General features: G+C 46.6%; 13 protein-coding genes, 1 tRNA gene and 1 pseudogene. 9 read left to right on the plus strand and 6 right to left on the minus strand.

Annotated features, from left to right (window positions below; translation table 11 throughout):
• The first annotated feature begins 208 nt into the window (after positions 1 to 208).
• Positions 209 to 1,303 carry an LPS export ABC transporter permease LptF gene (gene lptF / locus GW579_RS20275; protein ID WP_152327280.1) on the plus strand — a complete coding sequence of 365 codons (1,095 nt, stop codon included), beginning with the start codon at positions 209 to 211 and terminating at the stop codon, positions 1,301 to 1,303.
• Positions 1,303 to 2,373, plus strand: coding sequence for an LPS export ABC transporter permease LptG (gene lptG / locus GW579_RS20280; RefSeq protein ID WP_152327279.1), 1,071 nt, complete (start codon positions 1,303 to 1,305; stop codon positions 2,371 to 2,373). The genes lptF and lptG overlap by 1 nt, the downstream gene beginning before the upstream one ends.
• Before the next feature lie 78 nt (positions 2,374 to 2,451).
• Here the strand turns inward: lptG and ampH are convergent, their stop codons facing one another.
• The gene (gene ampH, locus GW579_RS20285) at positions 2,452 to 3,591 is read right to left on the minus strand and encodes a D-alanyl-D-alanine-carboxypeptidase/endopeptidase AmpH (RefSeq protein WP_152327278.1); all 1,140 of its coding nucleotides are present in this window, start codon (positions 3,589 to 3,591) and stop codon (positions 2,452 to 2,454) included.
• A 219-nt stretch (positions 3,592 to 3,810) separates the two neighbouring features.
• Between ampH and GW579_RS20290 the strand changes: the two genes are divergently transcribed.
• From GW579_RS20290 to GW579_RS20300, 3 genes are all read left to right on the plus strand, one after another.
• Positions 3,811 to 3,895 (plus strand) — tRNA-Leu (locus GW579_RS20290).
• A 198-nt stretch (positions 3,896 to 4,093) separates the two neighbouring features.
• The gene (locus GW579_RS20295; protein WP_163354315.1) at positions 4,094 to 5,353 is read left to right on the plus strand and encodes a tyrosine-type recombinase/integrase; all 1,260 of its coding nucleotides are present in this window, start codon (positions 4,094 to 4,096) and stop codon (positions 5,351 to 5,353) included.
• 187 nt (positions 5,354 to 5,540) lie between these two features.
• Complete coding sequence (locus GW579_RS20300) at positions 5,541 to 6,659, plus strand: hypothetical protein (RefSeq protein WP_163354317.1); 1,119 nt, start codon at positions 5,541 to 5,543, stop codon at positions 6,657 to 6,659.
• Positions 6,660 to 6,835: 176 nt separating this feature from the next.
• On the opposite strand, the gene GW579_RS20305 is transcribed toward GW579_RS20300, so the two are convergent.
• The 3 genes from GW579_RS20305 to GW579_RS20315 are packed head-to-tail and all read right to left on the minus strand — an operon-like array spanning position 6,836 to position 10,133.
• Positions 6,836 to 7,045 carry a KTSC domain-containing protein gene (locus GW579_RS20305; RefSeq protein WP_020885377.1) on the minus strand — a complete coding sequence of 70 codons (210 nt, stop codon included), beginning with the start codon at positions 7,043 to 7,045 and terminating at the stop codon, positions 6,836 to 6,838.
• 2 nt (positions 7,046 to 7,047) lie between these two features.
• Positions 7,048 to 8,880, minus strand: a complete 1,833-nt coding sequence (locus tag GW579_RS20310) for an ATP-binding protein (RefSeq protein WP_165061404.1) — start codon at positions 8,878 to 8,880, stop codon at positions 7,048 to 7,050.
• Positions 8,877 to 10,133 carry an SIR2 family protein gene (locus GW579_RS20315; RefSeq protein WP_163354321.1) on the minus strand — a complete coding sequence of 419 codons (1,257 nt, stop codon included), beginning with the start codon at positions 10,131 to 10,133 and terminating at the stop codon, positions 8,877 to 8,879. Before GW579_RS20315 ends, GW579_RS20310 begins: the two co-directional genes overlap by 4 nt.
• A gap of 622 nt (positions 10,134 to 10,755) precedes the next feature.
• Here GW579_RS20315 and GW579_RS20320 point away from each other — a divergent pair.
• Genes GW579_RS20320 through GW579_RS20335 form a run of 4 tightly spaced genes read left to right on the plus strand, consistent with a single transcriptional unit; the run spans position 10,756 to position 17,620 of the window.
• A complete protein-coding gene (locus GW579_RS20320) occupies positions 10,756 to 12,360 on the plus strand; it encodes a class I SAM-dependent DNA methyltransferase (RefSeq protein WP_163354322.1) in 1,605 nt (534 codons plus the stop codon).
• A complete protein-coding gene (locus tag GW579_RS20325) occupies positions 12,350 to 13,663 on the plus strand; it encodes a restriction endonuclease subunit S (RefSeq protein ID WP_163354324.1) in 1,314 nt (437 codons plus the stop codon). Before GW579_RS20320 ends, GW579_RS20325 begins: the two co-directional genes overlap by 11 nt.
• On the plus strand, positions 13,660 to 14,340 hold the full coding sequence (locus GW579_RS20330; RefSeq protein ID WP_163354326.1) for an abortive infection family protein: 681 nt from the start codon (positions 13,660 to 13,662) through the stop codon (positions 14,338 to 14,340). Before GW579_RS20325 ends, GW579_RS20330 begins: the two co-directional genes overlap by 4 nt.
• The gene (locus tag GW579_RS20335) at positions 14,333 to 17,620 is read left to right on the plus strand and encodes a type I restriction endonuclease subunit R (protein ID WP_163354328.1); all 3,288 of its coding nucleotides are present in this window, start codon (positions 14,333 to 14,335) and stop codon (positions 17,618 to 17,620) included. The genes GW579_RS20330 and GW579_RS20335 overlap by 8 nt, the downstream gene beginning before the upstream one ends.
• 139 nt (positions 17,621 to 17,759) lie before the next feature.
• On the opposite strand, the gene GW579_RS20340 is transcribed toward GW579_RS20335, so the two are convergent.
• A complete protein-coding gene (locus GW579_RS20340; protein ID WP_165061407.1) occupies positions 17,760 to 19,046 on the minus strand; it encodes an McrC family protein in 1,287 nt (428 codons plus the stop codon).
• A pseudogene (locus GW579_RS20345) lies at positions 19,039 to 21,115 on the minus strand (McrB family protein). Before GW579_RS20345 ends, GW579_RS20340 begins: the two are co-directional and overlap by 8 nt.
• Positions 21,116 to 21,346: the final 231 nt, after the last annotated feature.

Below are 21,346 nucleotides of genomic sequence, written 5' to 3' on the forward strand. Positions count from 1 at the left end.
TCATTGTGTTAACGACCTGTGTTAACCTTAAACGGCGTTAGTTTTTATTTTGGCGGCTATAAGCAAGTTCCTATAGGACACCCCAAATCTCGGTGTTGTAATACTATTTTAGCTGCGAAGGTTGCCATATGATGAGAATAAATGACGGATTAGCGATGAAACTAGCGATTTTCCTTCAAAAAGACAAGTTTTCACAGGCGTATTAAGCGTGATCATCATTAGATATCTGGTTAGGGAAACCTTCAAGAGCCAATTTGCCATTCTGTTCATTTTACTTCTTATCTTCTTCTGTCAGAAGCTGGTCAGAGTGCTTGGAGCAGCGGTCGATGGCGATATCCCAACAAATTTAGTTCTGTCACTTCTGGGGCTAGGTATTCCGGAAATGGCGCAGCTTATTCTTCCACTCAGCCTGTTCCTTGGTCTGCTGATGACGTTCGGCCGGTTATATACCGATAGCGAAATTACCGTCATGCATGCGTGTGGCCTTGGAAAACGCTCACTGGTTATCGCGGCGCTGGTTTTGGCGCTGTTTACGTCATTTTTCGCCGGGATTAATGCCATCTGGCTGAGTCCCTGGTCGTCAAAACATCAGGACGCGGTTCTGGCGGAAGCGAAAGCTAACCCGAGCATGGCGGCGATGGTTGAAGGCCAGTTCCAGCAGGCGCAGAACGGCAATGCGGTTCTGTTTGTCGGCAGTGTAAAAGGGAAAGAATTCCACAACGTTTTCCTCGCGCAGTTACGCCCGAACGGCAACCAGCGACCTTCCGTCGTGGTGGCAGATAAAGGGCACATGTTGCAGCGTGCTGACGGTTCACAACAGGTGATGCTGGATAAAGGCACGCGTTACGAAGGCACCGCATTGTTGCGTGATTTCCGTGTTACGGACTTCACCGATTATCTGGCGGTTATCGGCCATCAGACCGTGCAACTTGACCCGAATCAGTCTGATCAGATGACCATGACGCAGCTCTGGAATTCCAATGAACCGGAAGCCAGTGCAGAGCTGAACTGGCGTTTAACGCTGATCGTTTCCGTGTTTATTATGGCGTTGCTGGTGGTTCCGCTCAGCGTGGTCAACCCGCGTCAGGGCCGCGTTCTGAGTATGCTGCCGGCTATCCTGCTCTATCTGATTTTCTTCCTGCTGCAAACCTCCCTGCGGTCTAACGGCGCGAAGGGCAAGCTGGATCCGTTCCTCTGGATGTGGGGAACGAACCTGCTCTACCTGGCACTGGCACTGGTGCTTAATGCGTGGGATACCTTGCCGGTTCGCAAGATCCGGGCGCGTCTGAGAGGAGTTGCCTGATGTTTGGCGTATTAGACCGTTACATTGGTCGCACTATCTTCAACACCATCATGATGACGTTGTTCATGCTGGTGTCACTCTCCGGCATCATCAAGTTTGTCGATCAACTGCGTAAAGTCGGGCAGGGAGGCTATTCCGCCGCCGGTGCCGGGTTGTACACCTTGCTTAGCGTGCCAAAAGATATCGAGATTTTCTTCCCGATGGCGGCGTTACTGGGTGCATTGCTTGGCTTAGGTACGCTGGCAACACGCAGCGAACTGGTGGTTATGCAGGCTTCCGGTTTCACCCGTATGCAGATAGCCGCTTCCGTGATGAAAACGGCGATCCCTCTGGTGCTTCTGACCATGGCGATTGGTGAATGGGTGGCGCCGCAGGGCGAACAAATGGCCCGTAATTACCGTGCGCAGGCGATGTACGGCGGTTCGTTGCTTTCCACTCAGAACGGTTTATGGGCGAAAGACGGGCACGACTTTATCTACATTGAGCGTGTGGCTGGTGAAAAAGAGCTGACAGGCGTCAACATCTATCACTTCAATGATCAGAACAAATTGCAGTCCGTCCGTTATGCCTCTTCGGCAACCTTTGACGGCGGTGAGTGGAAACTCTCTCAGGTGGATGAGTCTGACCTGACAGATAACCTGCAAATCACCGGTTCTCAGACGCTGACCGGCGTGTGGAAAACGAACCTGACGCCGGACAAACTGGGCGTGGTTGCGCTGGATCCTGACGCATTGTCGATCAGCGGTCTGCACAACTATGTGAAATATCTCAAGCAGAGCGGGCAGGAAGCTAAACGTTATCAGCTGAATATGTGGAGTAAAATCTTCTCGCCACTGTCTGTCGCGGTGATGATGCTGATGGCGCTCTCGTTCATCTTCGGACCTCTGCGCAGTGTGCCGATGGGCGTGCGTGTGGTTACCGGTATTTGCTTCGGTTTCCTGTTCTACGTACTTGACCAGATCTTCGGCCCGTTAAGCCTGGTTTATAACATTCCGCCGATCCTTGGCGCACTGTTACCAAGCGGATTGTTCTTCGTCATCAGTATGTTTTTGCTGCTGAAAAAAAGATAAACTTGCCCGTGCGGATAAACAAAAAGCAGGCCTTTCATGAGCCTGCTTTTTTTACGTCTGAAGATTGTGAGCCGGGCGTTAAATCTCGTTATTACGCACCAGATCCGCCACCAGATCGTTCACACCATCACTCATATTCTTAAACTTGGTCAGTTCACTGCGGGTGACCACCACGAACACGCCGACACCGCGTTGGGGTACCATTGCAACATACGTGATAAAGCCGCCACCGCCGCCGGTTTTCTGAATGATGCGCGGCAGCAACGGCGTCGGAGCCATCGTTACCCAGCCCATTCCCAGTGAATCCGCCATGCCCGGAACATCCATCCCTTTCAGCGAGACCAGATCGGTACGCTTGTAATACATCTTTTGCGCCATTTCAGCCGTGGTGGTGCGCTGCCCGAGGAACTGACGCATCCAGCGGCCCATATCGGCTGGCGTGGAATAAATCCCACCGCTGCCCGCGGCTGCAATGGTGTTAATGCAAGGACTTGGACGCAGACCTTCCATCAGGCGCGAACACTGGCTGGCGTTTGGCGTCAGCGTTGTATCGATCATGCCCAGTGGCTGAGTAATCTGATCACGCAGCAACTGCGTGTAAGGCTGATTAGCCGCTTTCGATAACGCATCAGAAAGCAGGTCAAACGCCAGATTGGAGTAAGACGCGCGGGCACCCGGCGGCACAGTGAGTTTCGCGACACTCAGCCAGGTCCAGCGATCGCTTTTCGTCGGCCAGGTGAACACGGCACGATGCGCGACACCGCCCGGCTGCTCGCGTGGCAGTCCGCTGGTGTGCGTGGCCAGATTCAGCAGCGTAATCGGATTAGTGCCGCTGTAAGAGGGCACGCGGGCACCGGCCGGAGCGTATTTACGTAGCGGATCGTTAATGCTGACTTTGCCTTGCTGCGCCATTTTCACCAGCACTTCGCTGGTAATGAGTTTGGTCAGCGACGCGATACGTACCACGGAGTCTTCACGCGGACGGATATCGGAACCCGGTTTTGTTTCCCCGAAACTGCGGAAAACCTGCTGATTATTATCAACGACTACCAGCGCCATTCCCATTGCGCCGCTGCCGTAAAAGATGTGTTCTGCATGGTCATCCACGACCTGCGACGCCAGACGCGCATTGGCCTGCGCGTGGCTCCATAAAGGCGTACTGGCGAGGGCCAGCGCGAGGAGCGAAAGTGAGAGTTTTTTCAACAAGCTGGTATCCATCAACAGGGCATAATCTATTCGTGATTTGTATACTAATGCGAAGTTTGATAAACGGCATCGGAAAAACGAAGACAAATCGAAGTTTTTTGTCAGCAAAACCCCTCCGGATTGCGGTTCGTGTCTGTTTTTTCAACACTTAAACCGTACAACACGGGATAACTATTGCGTGACCGGCTGGGCTGGGTATAATGCCCACGTTTTCCGCATACTACTTTCAGTGCCGAAGTGGCGAAATCGGTAGACGCAGTTGATTCAAAATCAACCATCGAAAGATGTGCCGGTTCGATTCCGGCCTTCGGCACCATCGGAACATCAATAGACGTCAACGGACGTCTTTTTTTGTGCCTGAAATTCAGTATCCGCAAGGCTTTCCTCGCTTTTTCACTCAACCTAAGTCAACCTGATTCAATCTACATCAACTTACTGATGCGGGTACAACTGCGGGTATATCCCGGTTCGATAATGTTTGTACCCACACAGAACCCTTGAAAGGATACTTATCATGGCTCTGAGTGATGTGAAGGTTCGTTCGGCAAAGCCTGAAGCAAAAGCCTACAAACTGACTGACGGTGATGGCATGGTTTTGCTGGTTCACCCCAACGGCTCCAAATACTGGCGGCTACGTTATCGCTTCGGTGGTAAAGAGAAAATGCTGGCGCTGGGGAAATACCCTGAAGTGTCGTTGGCGGATGCTCGGGCACGCCGGGACGAAGCCCGTAAGCTGTTAGCTAATGGCGTCGATCCCAGTGAGAACAAGAAAGCCGTTAAGGTAGAGCAGGAGCAAGAGGCAATAACGTTTGAAGTGGTTGCCAGAGACTGGCATGCCAGCAACCAGAAATGGTCGGCGTCGCACAGTGCTCGTGTATTGAAAAGCCTGGAAGATAATCTCTTCGCTGCTATCGGTAAGCGGAACATTGCTGAGTTGAAGACACGGGATTTGCTTGTACCCATCAAAGCGGTGGAGTCATCCGGGCGTCTCGAAGTTGCGGCTCGTTTGCAACAAAGAACTACCGCGATTATGCGCTTTGCTGTGCAGAGTGGGTTAATCGACTACAACCCTGCGCAAGAAATTGCCGGTGCGGTTGCTACGGCTAAAAGACAGCATCGTGCGGCATTAGAACTTAACCGCATTCCCGAATTACTTCATCGAATTGATCACTACTCCGGTAGGCCGTTAACCCGGTTAGCTGTTGAACTCACCTTGTTGGTTTTCATCCGTTCAAGCGAGCTACGCTTTGCTCGCTGGTCAGAAGTGGATTTCCAAACTGCTATGTGGACGATTCCGGGCGAGCGTGAACCGCTGGAAGGTGTCAAACACTCTCAGCGCGGCTCTAAGATGAAGACCCCGCATCTTGTTCCCTTGTCGCGACAAGCTCTCGCCATTCTGGAAAAGATCAAAAGCATGAGTGGAAACCGCGAATTGATTTTCGTTGGTGATCATGATCCTCGTAAACCGATGAGTGAAAACACAGTTAACAAATCACTACGAGTCATGGGCTACGATACGAAAGTGGAAGTATGCGGTCATGGTTTCAGAACCATGGCTTGTAGTTCATTAATTGAATCAGGATTGTGGTCGAGGGATGCAGTGGAGCGGCAGATGAGCCATCAGGAGCGTAGTTCTGTGCGTGCGGCTTATATCCATAAGGCGGAGCACTTGAGTGAACGCAGGCTAATGCTGCAGTGGTGGGCGGATTATCTGGATGCGAATCGGGATAGGGGGGTAAACCCGTTCGATTTTGGGAAGTATTTCAAGATCTAAATGTTTCTAAGTACCCATTGGACAGTACCGTATGGCAAGGGTGTGGATATTTGAGAATATAAATTTCAAATATGTATTTTTGAGTATCCATGAGAAAATGCCTAAACATTTAGGTTGATACAATAAAGCTGTATTATGTGAAAATGAATACTTAACAGACTAATGATCAACATCTTAGGATGGTATAATGAATGACTACTCCGATGTAACACGTTTATACACTATGGAAGGCGCAACGCATCTGTATTCAAGCGAACCTGCCTTACTGACTACTGCTGATCTTTACCAAGTCAATCGCAACCCTGCCTATCTGAAGGCATTAGAGGGCTGTAATATTTATCTTATTACTTGCCGTGAAAGGATATTTATAAAGCCAGAATACTTTTCACTGAATGGTAGAACTGTTACTGGCTCATTTCTTGTTAACAGAGTGACTGGATTCACTGAGGTACCGTTTGAGTATTACATCTCTAAAGAAATGGTGCCAGAAGAAGATCGGATCATTGATATTGCAGTTGATTTAAACGGAACCAAACTTGTTGTAATAACTGACAATATCAAACAGATTGTATCTGTTAGTAACTTGATCGCTGAAGCCCGTTCAAATTTGCTTCCCACCGATACTGATTTAAAGGTTATGTATGTTGGCCAAGGTATTGGGCGGAAGGGGACGCGTACTGCTGTTGACAGATTGCGAGCTCATTCAACTCTACAACGTATTCTTGCAGAAATGAGTACTCATTTTCCAGCATCCGAAGTATTGCTGCTACTTTATCGGTTTGAGCATGGACGAACCATTATAAGCAATGGTGGCAATATGAATGTAGAGCCGCTTTCTTCAATAGCAGAAGATTCTCTACATTTCAACAGACTAAGTAATGTTAAATTGACACGTGCTGATATAGTTTCTTTAGCTGAGGCGGGATTAATAAACTATTTTAAACCCGAATATAACGTTTTGATCAAGCATTCAGATTTTGCATCAAGATCACGCATGAAAATTCTTAACCGCCTTTTGAACAGTGGTATTACCGGTCTGATAATAGAGATTGGTAGTGCAAATATTCGTTCTAGAATTGGAACCGAACATGCTATACCAAAGAATCTCGCAGATTTATATACATCAGATGTTTTAGAGGGAAAAAATATCAAGGATGCAGAGATACGTAAGCAATGGCAATCCGATCTGTATGTCCAGAGCCATAGTCATTGTGCCTCATTTCCTCTAACAAACACATATGAAAGAAATACCTTTTTGCATGGAACTATATTCATCGATGATAGTGAAGTTCCATTCAATACTTAAATTGAGTTGAAATAACTCCAAAGGGAGGGTGCTCTATCAAAAAGGTTTTCTTACAAAGGATCTGATTAAAATATTACATTTATTAGGATAAGTGTATAGAGAATGAGATATCCTAATCATATAACAACAATACTGATAGAGATCGGGTTGTATGTGAAACAACCCGATTAAATAGATCAAACTCTCGAGAATGGAACTGCATGCTTTATATACATATTAAAAAATTGTCCCTTAGAAGGGGCTGATTTGAATTGCTCGTAAAGATGCTCATTAACATTATAGTATTGGTAAACAGCCCCATCCTTAAATTCGATTTCCATGGTTTCACTGGCGGAATCATAACCAGCAGACATAATGTTTGATGATGATACGGCGTCGCGGTGCATATTTAGCTCTCCTCAGGTTCATCTTCGATTGGTGAACGGGTGATTTCAAGTTTTTGGACAACTGCGTTAGTCTGCTGACTACGCCAGGAGGCAACCACGCGGTCATAGCCTTCGGCTGAACGCCTACTCGCCCAGGCTTGGGTGACCTTGGGATCGTTACTACGGGGTAAGTGCTTTTGGCAGGGCAAGGTAATGCGACAGCGGACAGGGAGTCGAGCAGCTTCCCCAGTGATTATGGCTTCACCAGTTCTCAACACGGGTAAAAGGTCCATCAGCCCAGCTAAGTTGTCCGGCAAAGTTCCTTTCACGCGCGCACGATCTACGGGATTTGATAACCGAAGCGCGATGATCGTGCCACATTGAGATAAAACGGTCTCATCTATTTCTGCTGGTCGCTGGGACACAATCATAGCACCTACACCATATTTACGGCCTTCTTTTGCTATGCGTTTTACCACTTCAGAAGCGACTGTTCCAGCATCAGGTCCTAGATAACGATGAGCCTCTTCCATCACTACTAAAAGAGGACGCTCTACACCTCCCTCTGATTTTTCTCGACTCCAAAAAAGTGCTTCATAAACAATACGTAATATAGAACCGATAAGTCGAGTCAAAACTCCACTGGGGACCCCGGACAAATCCAATATTGTGATTTGCTTATCATGGCCGAGCCAACCTTCTAACAATTTGTCGAGATCTGTTTTAACTGTTCCCGTAAGGTCTGGCTCCCAATCGCCAGGATGAAGAAGAAAATCATAGCGGCGATCTAGTAGGCGGGAACGAAGTAAATTTAATGGTCTTCGAATACCTCTAGCTGCTGTGTTGGTGAATGGTCCTTTGGCGCCCATAGCATGAGGTTGATACTTTGGCGCGACCAAGGCATCTGCATCCCCGGATTCTTCAAGTGCAGGTTCATCACGATTTGCACCGATATAGGTGGTTGTTTCAAAATCAACTAATTCATACCAAAGTTGTTTTAAGCTAAACGGCACGGGGCTATCTACAGTAAGAGTTCTGGAATCAATACCTGACTTTGGATTTAATTTAATACCCTTGTCTTTTAACTCCACAATTTTATCTGTAAAGGCAATTTCGTGAGCTTCAGAAAGCCCTCCTGTTATGAAATCTAAAAGTTCACCAGCCTCTAAAGCCCAATATGGAACAAATAACGGTTTTTGATCTTGATTAGGGGTTGCACTGAAGACAGTCGATACATCTTCCAAAGCTTTGGTGTATTCACCATGGATGTCGAGCATAAGGATACGAGCGCCAGGTGATCCCTGAATTTCATCTTTCCGAATAATTGATCTCAGGAGGCTAGCAACAGTTGTGGATTTACCAGCCCCAGTTGACCCTAGTATTGCTGAATGGCGCGTTACAAGAGCATCTAAGGAAAGACGTACGTCAATGTTTTCCGCGCTCGCAAGATGCCCTATGCTCACTTGGTCGTCACCGATTGAACCGTAAATTCTTCTTAGATCAGCTTCAGTAACCAAGTGTACTGAGTCATTTATATTAGGATGCTGGCTTAAGCCTCTTTCGAATTGACCACCGACAGTTTCACCGGCAAGCTGGACTGTCATCCATCTACCTGAGTCAATTTCAGAAATATCAGTTTGTGAGGGTGCAGCTGTGGCCCCGACCTCAGAAACAATACCAAATAGATCCTGATAGCCTTGAGGAATTCTAACAAAACTGCCAACTTGGCCAACTCTATATGTATGCCCTTTAATGACGGCAAAACCAGAGTCTAAGGACTCAGCAAGTTTTATCGTGAGGGTGGCACCAGAAACAGCACTAACGACACCTAAATATGTCGGATCATTACCGCTCATTTTTGGCCTTCCTTTAGCTGAACCTCAATTATGCCGCTACCCTGAGTTTCATCATCAGATCTATCTGGTTCATCTCTTTTCAAAGATTGTGCGATCAAGTCATTAGCTTGAGCTAATGCACAGAAGCGAGCAAAAGCTGCAAAGTCCCCTAATAGAAATTGATTTGGTCCTTTCGGCCATCGCGCTGCCCAGAAACTTTCACGAATACTTCCCCAGTTTTTAGGTAACTCCCCTGGACGCCATTTTCCTGGAACTCCTCCAATGACGGCACCATCTGCTGCATAGACGCTCAAGTTAGGCCTGTCACTTGCTAATTTTACAGCAGGTTCTTCCTTTGCAAGATCTTGATATTGAAACGCCAATACTGCGGTATTGGCGTTCATAGCCAAACTTTCATCAAGAACTGCGCAAATATGTGCATCCCTAAATGAAAATCCAACCGTGAGCAACAAAGAGTCGGGTGTAAGTAAAAACCTTTTAAGTCTCTCAAAGAGAGCCGAATAAGGTTGTTTTTGAGTTAGGTCATATTTTAAATGATCTGGATAAACTAATTCGGCGGCTTCTCTCCCATGCCCTCGGATAACAGCACCATCTTCCAAGGCCCAACCTAGGGAACCATGCATTTTCCACAGTTTTGCCCATCGAGCTGGTAAGTCGTCGCCTGCTACTGAGACTGGGTCAAAGAAAGGCTTACTCCCTCCAGAAAATCCGTCAAAATAAGGAGATCTAACTCTTTCAAATGCTTCTTCGAAAAGAAAATCATAGTTCGTGGTGAATATTTCTACAGAATTAGAACGAACGGTACCAGTAATCCATGCGATTAAATCAGAATATGCGTTACGTTCTTTAGGTAAATATACCCCGACAATTTCAGAAATTTTTTTACAGATATCTTTGCCAAGTTGCTTATACTCTTCTGAGTCTAGCCCCTCTACTTTCGTGTTCCCCAACGCTTGTTCTAATAAACGGATACGTGATAGCACTGACTCAATATTAGCGGTACTTCCCAAACTTGCTTTTATTGCTTCGACCGCTTTCGTTTGAATCTCTGTTAGCCCAGAGGTTGCCTGCAGCGTCAATGCCTCTACGCCTGGAATAAGCGATTTTCCGTTTGGGTCAATTTCATTCTTATCATTTACGCGGATTGCGAGTGGCGCTCCTGCGCCAACAAGAATTCCAATACGCTTCCTACCCTGTGATAGTACCTGTCGCAGATCAGACATAAACCGATCTGGATTGTGGAACGTTTCCATGGTCTCCCCTTACTAGATGTGGCTAACGAACGCACTCCGTGTAGCCCTAAAAGTTGATAGCCTCCTGCATAGCAGTTACCCCAACAATCTATCTAATCCAAAATTCTAAACTTTAACATTCTTGGGACCAGAAAAATTTTCTTAACCGTTGAGAGAGTATTAGTAGCAGATTAAGCACTTCGGACAATATGTTCATCTTGGATTTATTTGACTTGCTTCATGGTTGTCAATATTGGCGTGATGGAGGTCACACATTGAAGCCGCTTAGTTACGATTGAATCTAATTTAGATGAAGTGGATAGATGCTGTTTAGTTCCACAACCTTGTGGCAAGAACGTTTCATGCCCGGCTTTGGGAAAACTGCCATTTTTTGTTTATGAAAACTCTGGTTGAGCTTCGTCTGCTTCCTTGCTCTACGGTAGTTGCATCAAACTTGTACCCGTTTTGGCAAAGTGCAATTAAATCAGGCTGAATTTATGAGATAATCTTGGTCAATGTGACTTTGCATACAGTGTCGGATGCCCGCTTAAAGACTAACTATTATGGGGTTTCCACTTGTCAGTCCTGGCCATTAAGGCGATGGACTTAGATTGTTTTTCATAAGAAAAAGAGAATGCATTACATGGCCAAATTACCAACCAAGAAAGCTAGCAAAGGCTTCGAAGAGACTCTTTGGGATACTGCCAATCAACTGCGTGGCAGCGTGGAATCCTCCGAGTACAAGCACGTAGTGTTGAGCTTGGTATTCCTGAAATTTATCAGTGACAAATTCGAAGCCAAGCGTAAGCAGTTAATTGATAACGGACAGGAAGCCTTTGTCGATATGGATGTCTTTTACCAGCAGGATAATGTCTTTTTCCTGCCACAAGAGGCACGTTGGTCTTATGTCAAAGCCCGCGCGAAGCAAGATGATATTGCGGTGATCATAGATACGGCTCTTTCAACCATAGAGAAGTGCAACGCGTCGCTGACAGGAGCTCTGCCTGATAACTACTTCTCCCGTCAGGGATTGGAGGTGAAGAGGCTCGCTTCTCTCATTGATAGTATTGAGAACATTGATACGCTCGCCAGCGAATGCGATCTGACCGAAGAGGACCTCGTGGGCCGCGTCTACGAGTATTTCCTTGGCAAGTTTGCCGCCAGCGAAGGGAAAGGTGGTGGAGAGTTTTATACCCCAAAAGCAGTGGTGACTCTTCTTGCTGAAATGCTTGAACCCTATCAGGGTAAGATCTATGACCCTTGCTGTGGATCAGGCGGCATGTTTGTGCAATCTCTAAAGTTTGTTGAAAGTCATCAGGGTAAGAGCAAGGACATCGCCATTTACGGTCAGGAGCTGACCAGCACCACCTACAAGCTGGCCAAGATGAACCTTGCTGTGCGCGGTCTCTCCGGCAATTTAGGAGAGCGTCCAGCCGATACCTTCTTTGCCGATCAGCACCCAGATCTCAAGGCCGATTTCATAATGGCCAATCCACCCTTTAACCTGAAGGACTGGCGCAACGAGGCGGAGTTAACCAACGATCCACGTTTTGCCGGTTTTCGCACTCCGCCTACCGGCAACGCTAACTATGCCTGGATCCTGCATATGCTATCCAAGTTGAGTGAAGACGGTACTGCGGGCTTTGTGCTGGCAAATGGCTCCATGAGTTCGAATACTGGCGGTGAGGGAGAGATTCGCCAAAAGCTGATTGAAGATGACCGTATCGAATGCATGATTGCCTTGCCGGGGCAGCTTTTCTTCACCACCCAGATCCCAGTTTGCCTGTGGTTTATTAGCAAAAATAAACAAGCAAATCCTCAATATGGTTACCGCGATCGTCGCGGTGAGACCTTGTTTATCGATGCCCGCAATCTTGGCACTATGGTAAGCCGTACCCAAAAAGAGCTGACCAAAGAGGATATCGCTACTATAGCCGATACCTTCCATGCCTGGCGTAGTAGCGAGAGCGAACTCGAGCGCCGTATTGATGCAAAAGAGATTGGTGTCGAGACATATCAGGATCAAGCTGGTTTCTGCAAGGTTGCGACCCTTGATGAAATTAAGGCCAACGACTTTGTCCTCACTCCCGGACGTTATGTCGGAGCCGCTGATGTGAAAGATGATGGTATCGCATTCGAAATCAAGATGCAGGAGTTGGCACAAACTCTTTATCGACAGTTGGATGAAGCTAAGGAGCTGGATCAGGCAATCCGGGGTAGTATGGAGGTGCTGGGGTATGGGAAGTAAGTGGATAGAGTGTGAGCTTGGAGATGTACTTGAGCTTAAGCGTGGCTATGACCTACCTAAGACAGCTAGGTTTGAAGGTAGAACACCAGTGGTATCCTCATCTGGTGTATCTGGTTTTCACAATGAGAGTAAGGTTACTGCCCCAGGGGTAGTAACAGGACGATATGGCACTATTGGTGAAGTATTCTATTTAGATAACGATTTTTGGCCTCTAAATACTACGTTGTATGTGCGTGACTTCAAAGGTAATGACCCTTTATTTATTTATTATCTTCTTAAGACACTCTCCTATTCTGATTATACGGATAAGGCAGCTGTACCTGGCATAAATCGTAATCATATCCATAAAGCAAAAGTAAAAATTCCAGAAAATGTTGATTGTCAGAAAAAGATTGCTCAAAAATTAAGAAATCTTGATAACAAGGTCCTTCTTAATCGACAAATCAATCTGACCCTGGAAATAATGGCTCAGACCTTATTTAAATCGTGGTTTGTTGACTTTGATCCTGTAATTGATAACGCACTTGATGCGGGCTTCTTTGAGCAGAATGCAGAGTTACCCGAAGAGTTGCTGCACCGTGCTGAGACCCGCAGAAAACTACGAGCAAGTGATGATTACATACCACTCCCTGATGCTTTACGTCAGCAATTCCCAGCAGCTTTTGAATTATGCTCTGAGCCTTCCCTTGGTCTGAGAGGTTGGGTGCCACTAACATGGAAAGTAAATACAGCAGGTGACGTATTTACTGTGAAAGGTGGCTCTACGCCAAGCACTGCCAACCCTGAATTTTGGGAGGGTGGCGATTTCCATTGGACTTCTCCCAAAGACCTCTCAGGTGGTAGTGATAAAATTTTGCTAACAACTGAGCGTAAAATCACTTCAGCAGGATTGCAGAAAATCTCATCAGGATTATTACCTCCGGAAACGGTGCTAATGTCTTCTCGTGCACCTGTCGGCTACCTGGCTTTGACCAAAATTCCTACAGCAATAAATCAGGGCTATATCGCAATAACTGAAACGAAATGCCTGTCGCCGGAGTTTACGTTGTATTGGCTTGATTCAAACATGGACATAATTAAAAGCATGTCCGGAGGTACCACTTTTGCAGAGATTAGTAAAAAGACGTTTCGTGGTATACAACTAGTCATTCCAAGCATTGATGTTGTAAATTTTTTCTCGACGATAGTCGGTTCTTACTTATCCAAAATAACTAAAAATTCTGAAGAATGCAGCACGTTAGAAGACCTCCGAGATTATTTATTGCCAAGGTTAATCAATGGTGAATTCGAGGTTAATTCATGACACAAAATGCATTTCGCCTCAGCCTGAGTACAAAAGCGATAGCGGAGACAGATTCTGCTATTCATCTTATTGAGCAGAAAGAGAGATTAGAGGCAGCTATCCAAGCTCAAGATTCTGCTCTGTCGATCGACCTGTCAAAGGCTTTCCTTGAGTCAATTTTTAAAACCATAATTTCAGACCGATTGGAAGAACCAGACTTACGTAAAGAGTTTTTTCCACTTTTCAAGGACGTAAAGGATCAGTTGTCATTCAGTGACGATGCGGGCATTGCTGATAAGATTTCTCGGCTTGCAGGTATGATAGTCAATGTAACTAATGAGCTTCGTAATAGGTACGGGGCAGCCTCCCATGGAAGTGATGGTTATCACCAAAGCGCTCTGCGCATGAGCGATGTGGAATTTATAGCTTCTTCAGTTGATGGCCTGGCAGCATTTCTTTATAAAAAACATCGTGAAACACTTGAGCCTGAGAATCATTATCGTATTCGCTATGAAGATTATCCTGATTTTAATGATTGGCTTGATGGTCAGTTTGATAGTTTTTCAATGCGTTTATCCGAGAAAATAGCTATAGAATACCTCGCAAGCCAAATGCTATTCGAGCAAGATCCCGCCACTTATAGGGAGATGTTACTTCAATTTACCTCAACAGAAGAATCGGAGGATGAAGATGACTAGTCCCTTGCACTTCACAGAATCAAAGCTGGAACAGGCTATTATTTCCCTACTGGGACAGCACTCGAATGCGGAAGGCCAACCCTGCTATCCTCATTTTGCTGGTAGCAATGTGCCGCGCAAAGAGAAAAGTGAGGTGCTGATTACGGACGACCTGCGTCAGTATCTGGCCATCCAATATCAGGCTGAGGGGATCACTGAAGAGGAGATTTCTCACATCCTGCATCAGCTGCAGGCTCTGCCTGCCAGCGATCTCTACCAGAGCAATAAAACCTTCTGCCGCTTGCTCAGCAATGGTTTTTTGCTGAAACGTGAAGACCGTAATAAGAAAGACCTCTATATCGAGCTGATGGATACCAGCACCCTGTCAGAGCAGTTAGCCAGCTTATTTACAGGGCATGGCAAAGAGATAGCCGAGGTGGGCAATAATATCTACCGATTGGTTAATCAACTGGAGATAGAAGGCCAGACACGTGACGGCGGACTGCAACTGCGTATCCCCGATGGCATCTTGTATGTGAACGGCCTGCCGCTGGTAGTCTTCGAGTTTAAATCGGCGGTACGTGAAGAAGAAGCCACCACCTATGACGCTTGGCGCCAACTTTGTGTACGCTATAAGCGCGATATACCTAAGCTGTTTGTCTATAACGCGCTGTGTATTCTCAGTGACGGGGTGAACAATAAGCTGGGAAACCTGTTTGCACCTTACGAGTTCTACTACGCCTGGCGCAAGGTGAACGGTAACGAGTCCACCGAGCAAGATGGTATCAATGGTCTTTACACTCTGATCCAAGGGCTATTTCATCCGGCCCGTTTGCTGGATGTGTTGAAGAACTTCGTTTTCTTCCCAGACACCAGCAAACAGGAAGTGAAGATCTGCTGTCGCTACCCGCAGTATTACGCCGCCCGCAAGCTTTACTACAACATTAAAAAAGAGCGCAAGCAGATAGCGGCCAACGGCGATAATATCGGTGGCACTGGTAAAGGGGGAACCTACTTTGGTGCTACTGGTTGCGGCAAGAGCTATACTATGCAGTTCCTTGCCCGGTTGTTGATGAAGAGCGTCGATTTTGCCAGTCCGACCATTGTTCTAATTACCGACCGCACCGATCTTGATGAACAGCTCGCGAAGCAATTCTGTAATGCCACCGCTTTTATCGGCGATGCAGTGATTGAACCGGTCACCAGCCGTCAGGATCTGCGAGACAAGCTTGCCGGATGCGCTAGCGGCGGGGTTTTCCTGACCACCATCCACAAGTTTACTGAAGATATTCAACTGCTCTCCAGTCGCAGCAATATCATCTGTATTTCTGACGAAGCCCACCGAAGCCAGATAAACCTCGACCTAAAGATCAGCATCGATGCTGAAACCGGAACGGTAAAAAAGACCTACGGCTTTGCTAAGTATCTACACGACTCGCTGCCTAACGCTACCTATGTTGGCTTTACCGGCACCCCTATTGACGCCACTCTGGATGTATTTGGCCCTACCATCGATAGCTACACTATGACCGAGTCGGTTAACGATGAAATCACGGTGCGGATTGTCTACGAAGGGCGAGCTGCCAAAGTGGTGCTTGATAACAGTAAGCTGGAAGAGATCGAGCAGTATTATCAAGAATGCGAAAAACTGGGTGCCAGTGAACACCAGATTGAAGAGAGCAAGAAAACCACGGCCAATATGAATTCTATCTTGGGCGATCCGGATCGCATCGAGGCATTAGCTAAGGATTTCGCCCAGCATTACGAAAAACGGGTGACGGAAGGTTCGACTATTAAAGGCAAGGCGATGTTTGTCTGTGCCAGCCGCGAGATTGCCTACGATTTCTATAAGAGTCTGAAGCTACAGCGCCCCGATTGGTTCGAGGCGAAACAGGCTATCGATGGTGCCACTCTTACCGAGCAAGAGAAGAAAGAATTGATGAGTCTTCCTCTGGTCAACATGGTCATGACCCGAGGCCAAGATGATGATGAGGCCATGTATAACTTGCTCGGTACTAAGGAGTACCGCCGTGAGCTAGACAAACAGTTCAAGAACCCTAAGTCCAACTTCAAAATTGCCATCGTGGTGGACATGTGGCTAACCGGTTTTGACGTGCCCGAACTTGATACCATTTACATCGATAAGCCGCTGCAAAAGCACAATTTGATCCAAACTATCTCGCGGGTAAACCGCCGCTTTGAGGGCAAAGAGAAGGGCTTGGTAGTCGATTACATTGGCATCAAAAGTCGAATGAATATGGCGTTAGCGATGTACTCGAAGGCTGATAAATCCAACTTTGAAGATATCCAACAGTCGCTGATTGAGGTGCGTAATCACCTACACCTGCTTGCTCAGGTGTTTCATAATTTCGATAGCCGCGGTTACTTCTCTGGCACACCGGCGCTACAGCTGGAATGCCTTAACCGGGCCGCCGAGTTTGCTTTGCAGACCAAGAAGATTGAGCTGCGCTTTATGGGATTGGTGAAACGCCTGAAAGCCGCCTATGACGTTTGCGTGGGTAGTGAAGAGATCACTCAGGACGAGCGTGAGCGAATTCATTTCTATCTGGCCGTACGCTCTATCGTCTACAAGCTTACTAAGGGCGATGCGCCAGACACCGCGCAGATGAATCAGAAAGTGCGTGAGATGATTGCCGAGGCGCTCAAGGCTGAAGGGGTAGAAGAAATCTTCACCTTAGGCGAAGATAAAGCCGAGACTATCGACATATTTGATGACGAGTACATGGCTCGTATCGGCAAGATCAAGTTGCCCAACACCCGGATGCAACTACTGCAAAAAATGTTGGCAAAAGCCATCAGCGATTTTCAAAAGGTGAACCAGCTGCAAGGCATTAATTTCTCCAAGCGTTTCCAGGCATTGGTTGAACAGTACAACCAGCGCAAAGAGAACGACGTGCTAAACGGTGAAGAGTTCGACACGTTCACTCAGCAGATGGCCGACATGATCTACGATATTAAGTCCGAGATGATGTCGTTTGCTGATATCGGCATCGACATGGAAGAGAAGGCCTTTCTCGATATCCTCGCGCATATGTGCGAGAAGTACGATTTCACCTATGACAAAGATAAGATGTTGGAATTAGCCAAGGATATGAAGGTGATTGTCGATGACAGTGCCCAGTACCCCGACTGGAGCAACCGCGATGACATTAAGGCCAAACTCAAGGTAGACCTTATCCTGCTGCTACACCGCTATGGCTTCCCTCCGGTTGCCAATGATGAAGTCTACAGGAGCGTTCTGGAGCAGGCGGAAAACTTTAAGAAGTATCTTCATAGCTGATTTATCAGATTGAGGTTTGGCATGACGTTTCATGTGTAACTGATTGCCACCTCAAGCTGAACTGACTCTGATTTTATAGGTACTTTAGAGTCATTTTAAAAGTGTCCAACCCCAATGGTTAAAACAGTTGGAAAGGTACCTATACGCTAGGTATATCACTTACCCACATCATCCTCTCCCCGGGCTTTCCTGTTATTTGGTATGGCACAACCCATAATTTTAAGGTGTTAGAAAAAGCAAAGTGCTGCGGTATCGGTTGGCTAAAGTCATCATGCGCAGGGTAAATCAGATACATTTCGCCACTCCCATCAAGATATTTTTGGCCGTAGGCAAACATTTGATAGAAGTCAGCTTGTGCCAGCCCATATAGTGATTTTGTGTGCTTGCTGCCATTCACCAGCTTCCATTTCGTATCCATCACCATTTTGGTTTGAACTGGTAGGCGTGATTGAATTAACAAGTCTGGGCGAAGCTTAAAGCAGTCGTGAAATCCATGTTTCACAAGAGAATAAGTGGAAACCTGTGGTTGAACTTTAAAGTGAGGGGGAAGCTCGTGGGGGAGGGTTTGTGCAACAAAAGACTCAAACACCGCTTCCATAGGGAACAAGAGCGATATCGCATTAGTATTTCCCTGCAAGGCACTTGGGCTCATTCCTCTCAGGATCAATTGCGCCCACGCCATTGGCTCGTTGTAATGAGACATACCACGATCGAGGCGTAAGCTGTTTATATCACCGTCAATATCCCGGCTAAGTGGAATACCGTCAAACGCAAAGCGCAGTTCGTAAAGCCAGCGTTGATTCTCTGATGACAGCTGCAGACTAAGTAACTTATCCAGTGCGGAGTGTAAGAGACGATTGGCTGCACAATCAGGCATATAGTCATCATAATTGACACAAAACTTATGGCGATTCACCGAGTTATGTCTCAGCTGTGCAGAAAGCATCAGCTTGCCCTTCATAAAAGCCAGATTACCTTGCTCACTCACATAGTCGGAGCGTAAACCTTGTTTAAGCAATTGGCTGACGCTAAGCAAGAACTGACTGATAAAAATCTCAAGCAAAGGCATACGCTGAGCCTGAAGAGTGGCCTGTTGGGTTTGAATATGTCGAAACCCAGGCAGATGGCTTAGCATTGTCAGCAATGTTGCACGTGCATTCGCAGCTGTGAGGTTTTTACCAACCTTGGGCAGTATCTCAAGCTGGAAACCGTGAGGTGTTGAAAGCATCCCCGCGTAGTTTTGCACCTGAAGCAATTTGAAGCCTGAGCGAGAGGTGAGTTTGAGAAACTGGCTTCCTTGAATGCTTGCCAGGCTAAGTGCTTCTAAATAATTGAAGACATGTTGAGGCACCAGCTTCACGCCAACGGAAGCCGCTTTTCCACTCCCTAGCAGGTCATATTCAAAAACTGAGATAACTTCACCCATGATTTACAGCCTGCTCATCGAGGGGGGGCCTGCTGGGGCTGATAAATTGAACGATAAGCCTGTGGCATATTCCAGATCTCTTGATCGAAATCTTCGAGCTCGTAAGCTGTCGATTGCTGCTTATGGCGTTGTAAACCATGGTTATTACCAAAAAGCGTATCGAAATCGTCTGTTTTCTCAATCACGAATTGCAGGCTGTCGTCTTGCTTTTGGTTGTCAGCCAGCACCAACCTGATCTTGTTCCAGTCATCGAAAAAGTATTCCTGTAAAAGCGGAATGATCTTTTTCTGGAATGCGATCTTCAATTGTTTAAACGCAGCTTCTTCATCACCGGCATCGAGTGCATTTTTTACTGGCATAAAGAACGCATGTCCCAGAGTATGCTCACGATCGTAAAGCGCTTCTATGCGGCTATTGAGTTTCTCTAACAACGGCTCGAGCTCTATGCCTTTCACCTTAGCTCCACTCAGTAAAGAGAGATCTGGCATCATTTCGACAAAGTCAAAGCGGCGGCGTAAAGCCGTGTCCATCAGAGCTAAAGAACGGTCTGCGGTATTCATGGCTCCGATGATGTCGACATTGGCGGGTACGCTGAAGTGATCACCGCTATAAGACAGTTGCAGGCTCATTGCATTGGACATACCCGTACGCTTGTCTACTTCAATGAGTGAGATTAGTTCACCAAAGATCTTGGATATGTTTCCGCGATTGATCTCATCAATGAAAATGGCGTAGCGATGTGCTGGATCGGCATTGGCACGCTGACACAGCCGCATAAAGATACCCGGCTCAATAGGGTAAGAGATGTTGCCACTTTCGTCAGAGCGAGCGCGGATACCCTCAATAAATTCTTCGTAGCCGTATGATTGGTGGAACGTAACAACCGAAAATCGTTGAATGGCTTCGGCAGATTTTGGACCACGTTTAAGTTCGGCGTAGAGTTCTACCAAATCCTCCACTTGCTCGAGCTGTGAATCAACTATCAACCACTCGCTGTTATCTGTTTTGTTAAATACGGCAGGCTCACGCCGATTCTTATAATCAACGGTTAACGACTCGGGAACTGTATAGGCTTGCAAAGCCGCCCAGGCAGTATTCGATAGGTTGCCATTACGACCGTTTAATAATGCCTTACGTTGAAACCACATATGTTCAATAATTTGGCGAACTTTGGCTCGTTTCCCAAGATCGAGCAGCACCAGCGTTATAACCTGCATCCAGTTCAACGATTCAAGGCGAGAATCCAGCCAGGCATCACGATCAGCAGGAACTGCATGAGAAGTGTACTCTTTCATTTTTTGCTGCAACGTGAAGGTCTTGCCAGTGCCTGGGGGGCCAAAGAAGATCACGTTAGTTGGTGAATGTGGAATGGTCTTGTTCTCGACGGGCTCACTGCTGGTTATGGATGTCGTGCTAGCTACTTTCTCCTGCTTTTGTTCATTATCGCGTTCACGGAGCAATTCATAGAGATGCCAGATGGCCATATTCACGTAATAAGGATCTTTGTTAGGAGATTTGGCGTGTATGGCTTGTTTCAAATCATAGTTTTTCTGTAACCAATTTCCGGTCAGTACCAAACCGAGATGGAAGTGTTGATTTAGGAATTCTGCTGCTTTATTAAAAGCATTCTCATCCACAGTACTGGTGAAGTTATCTGGCGAGAACGCGGCAAAGACACGATTTCTTAAACTCCAATACATGCGCTTAAGCTGTCCGGTCTCTTTAGCCTGCTGTAGCGCATTGCCTACGTATTGGTAGGTTGCTTCATTCGGTTGCTGACGAATCCGTTCGGTGAGTTCTCTAAGCAATGGGAGGCTTTGCTGATATTCTGCTAATGATGGAACGCCCTGACGAATACTGGCAATACCGTTATCGCGTTCATACCAGAGCCTCTTGACTAAATCATCCGTTTCAGGCGCAGAAAAAGTTGAGGTTTGTTGTAGCAAGGTCGTAAATTCACGGTATCGCTGATCCCACTTGGAAGCTGAGTAATTTTTATCTTTCGCCAGGACATCAATCAATTCACTGATCGTCAGCTTGCCTGCTTCAATACTATCAACAAGATCCATCGTAGTTTTTCCTTTGATGCCACATTTCTTACAAGGTAGCCAATGAGCTGTTTTATGATCTATCTTACCAAGCATGAGTTTGCAGCCAAGTGCCATGAGTAAGATTTTCAATGGAAAGTACAGTTTTGACATGTCATTGAATTGATTGCTCTCAAACGAGTTTTTGGCATCTTCACCTTAAGTCGCGATTATCAAGTTACTTTGTTGTGCTGAAGCGCTGTTGGTATCAAT

Origin of the sequence: Rahnella contaminans, from assembly GCF_011065485.1 — a bacterium.
Taxonomy (GTDB): Bacteria; Pseudomonadota; Gammaproteobacteria; order Enterobacterales; family Enterobacteriaceae; genus Rahnella; species Rahnella contaminans.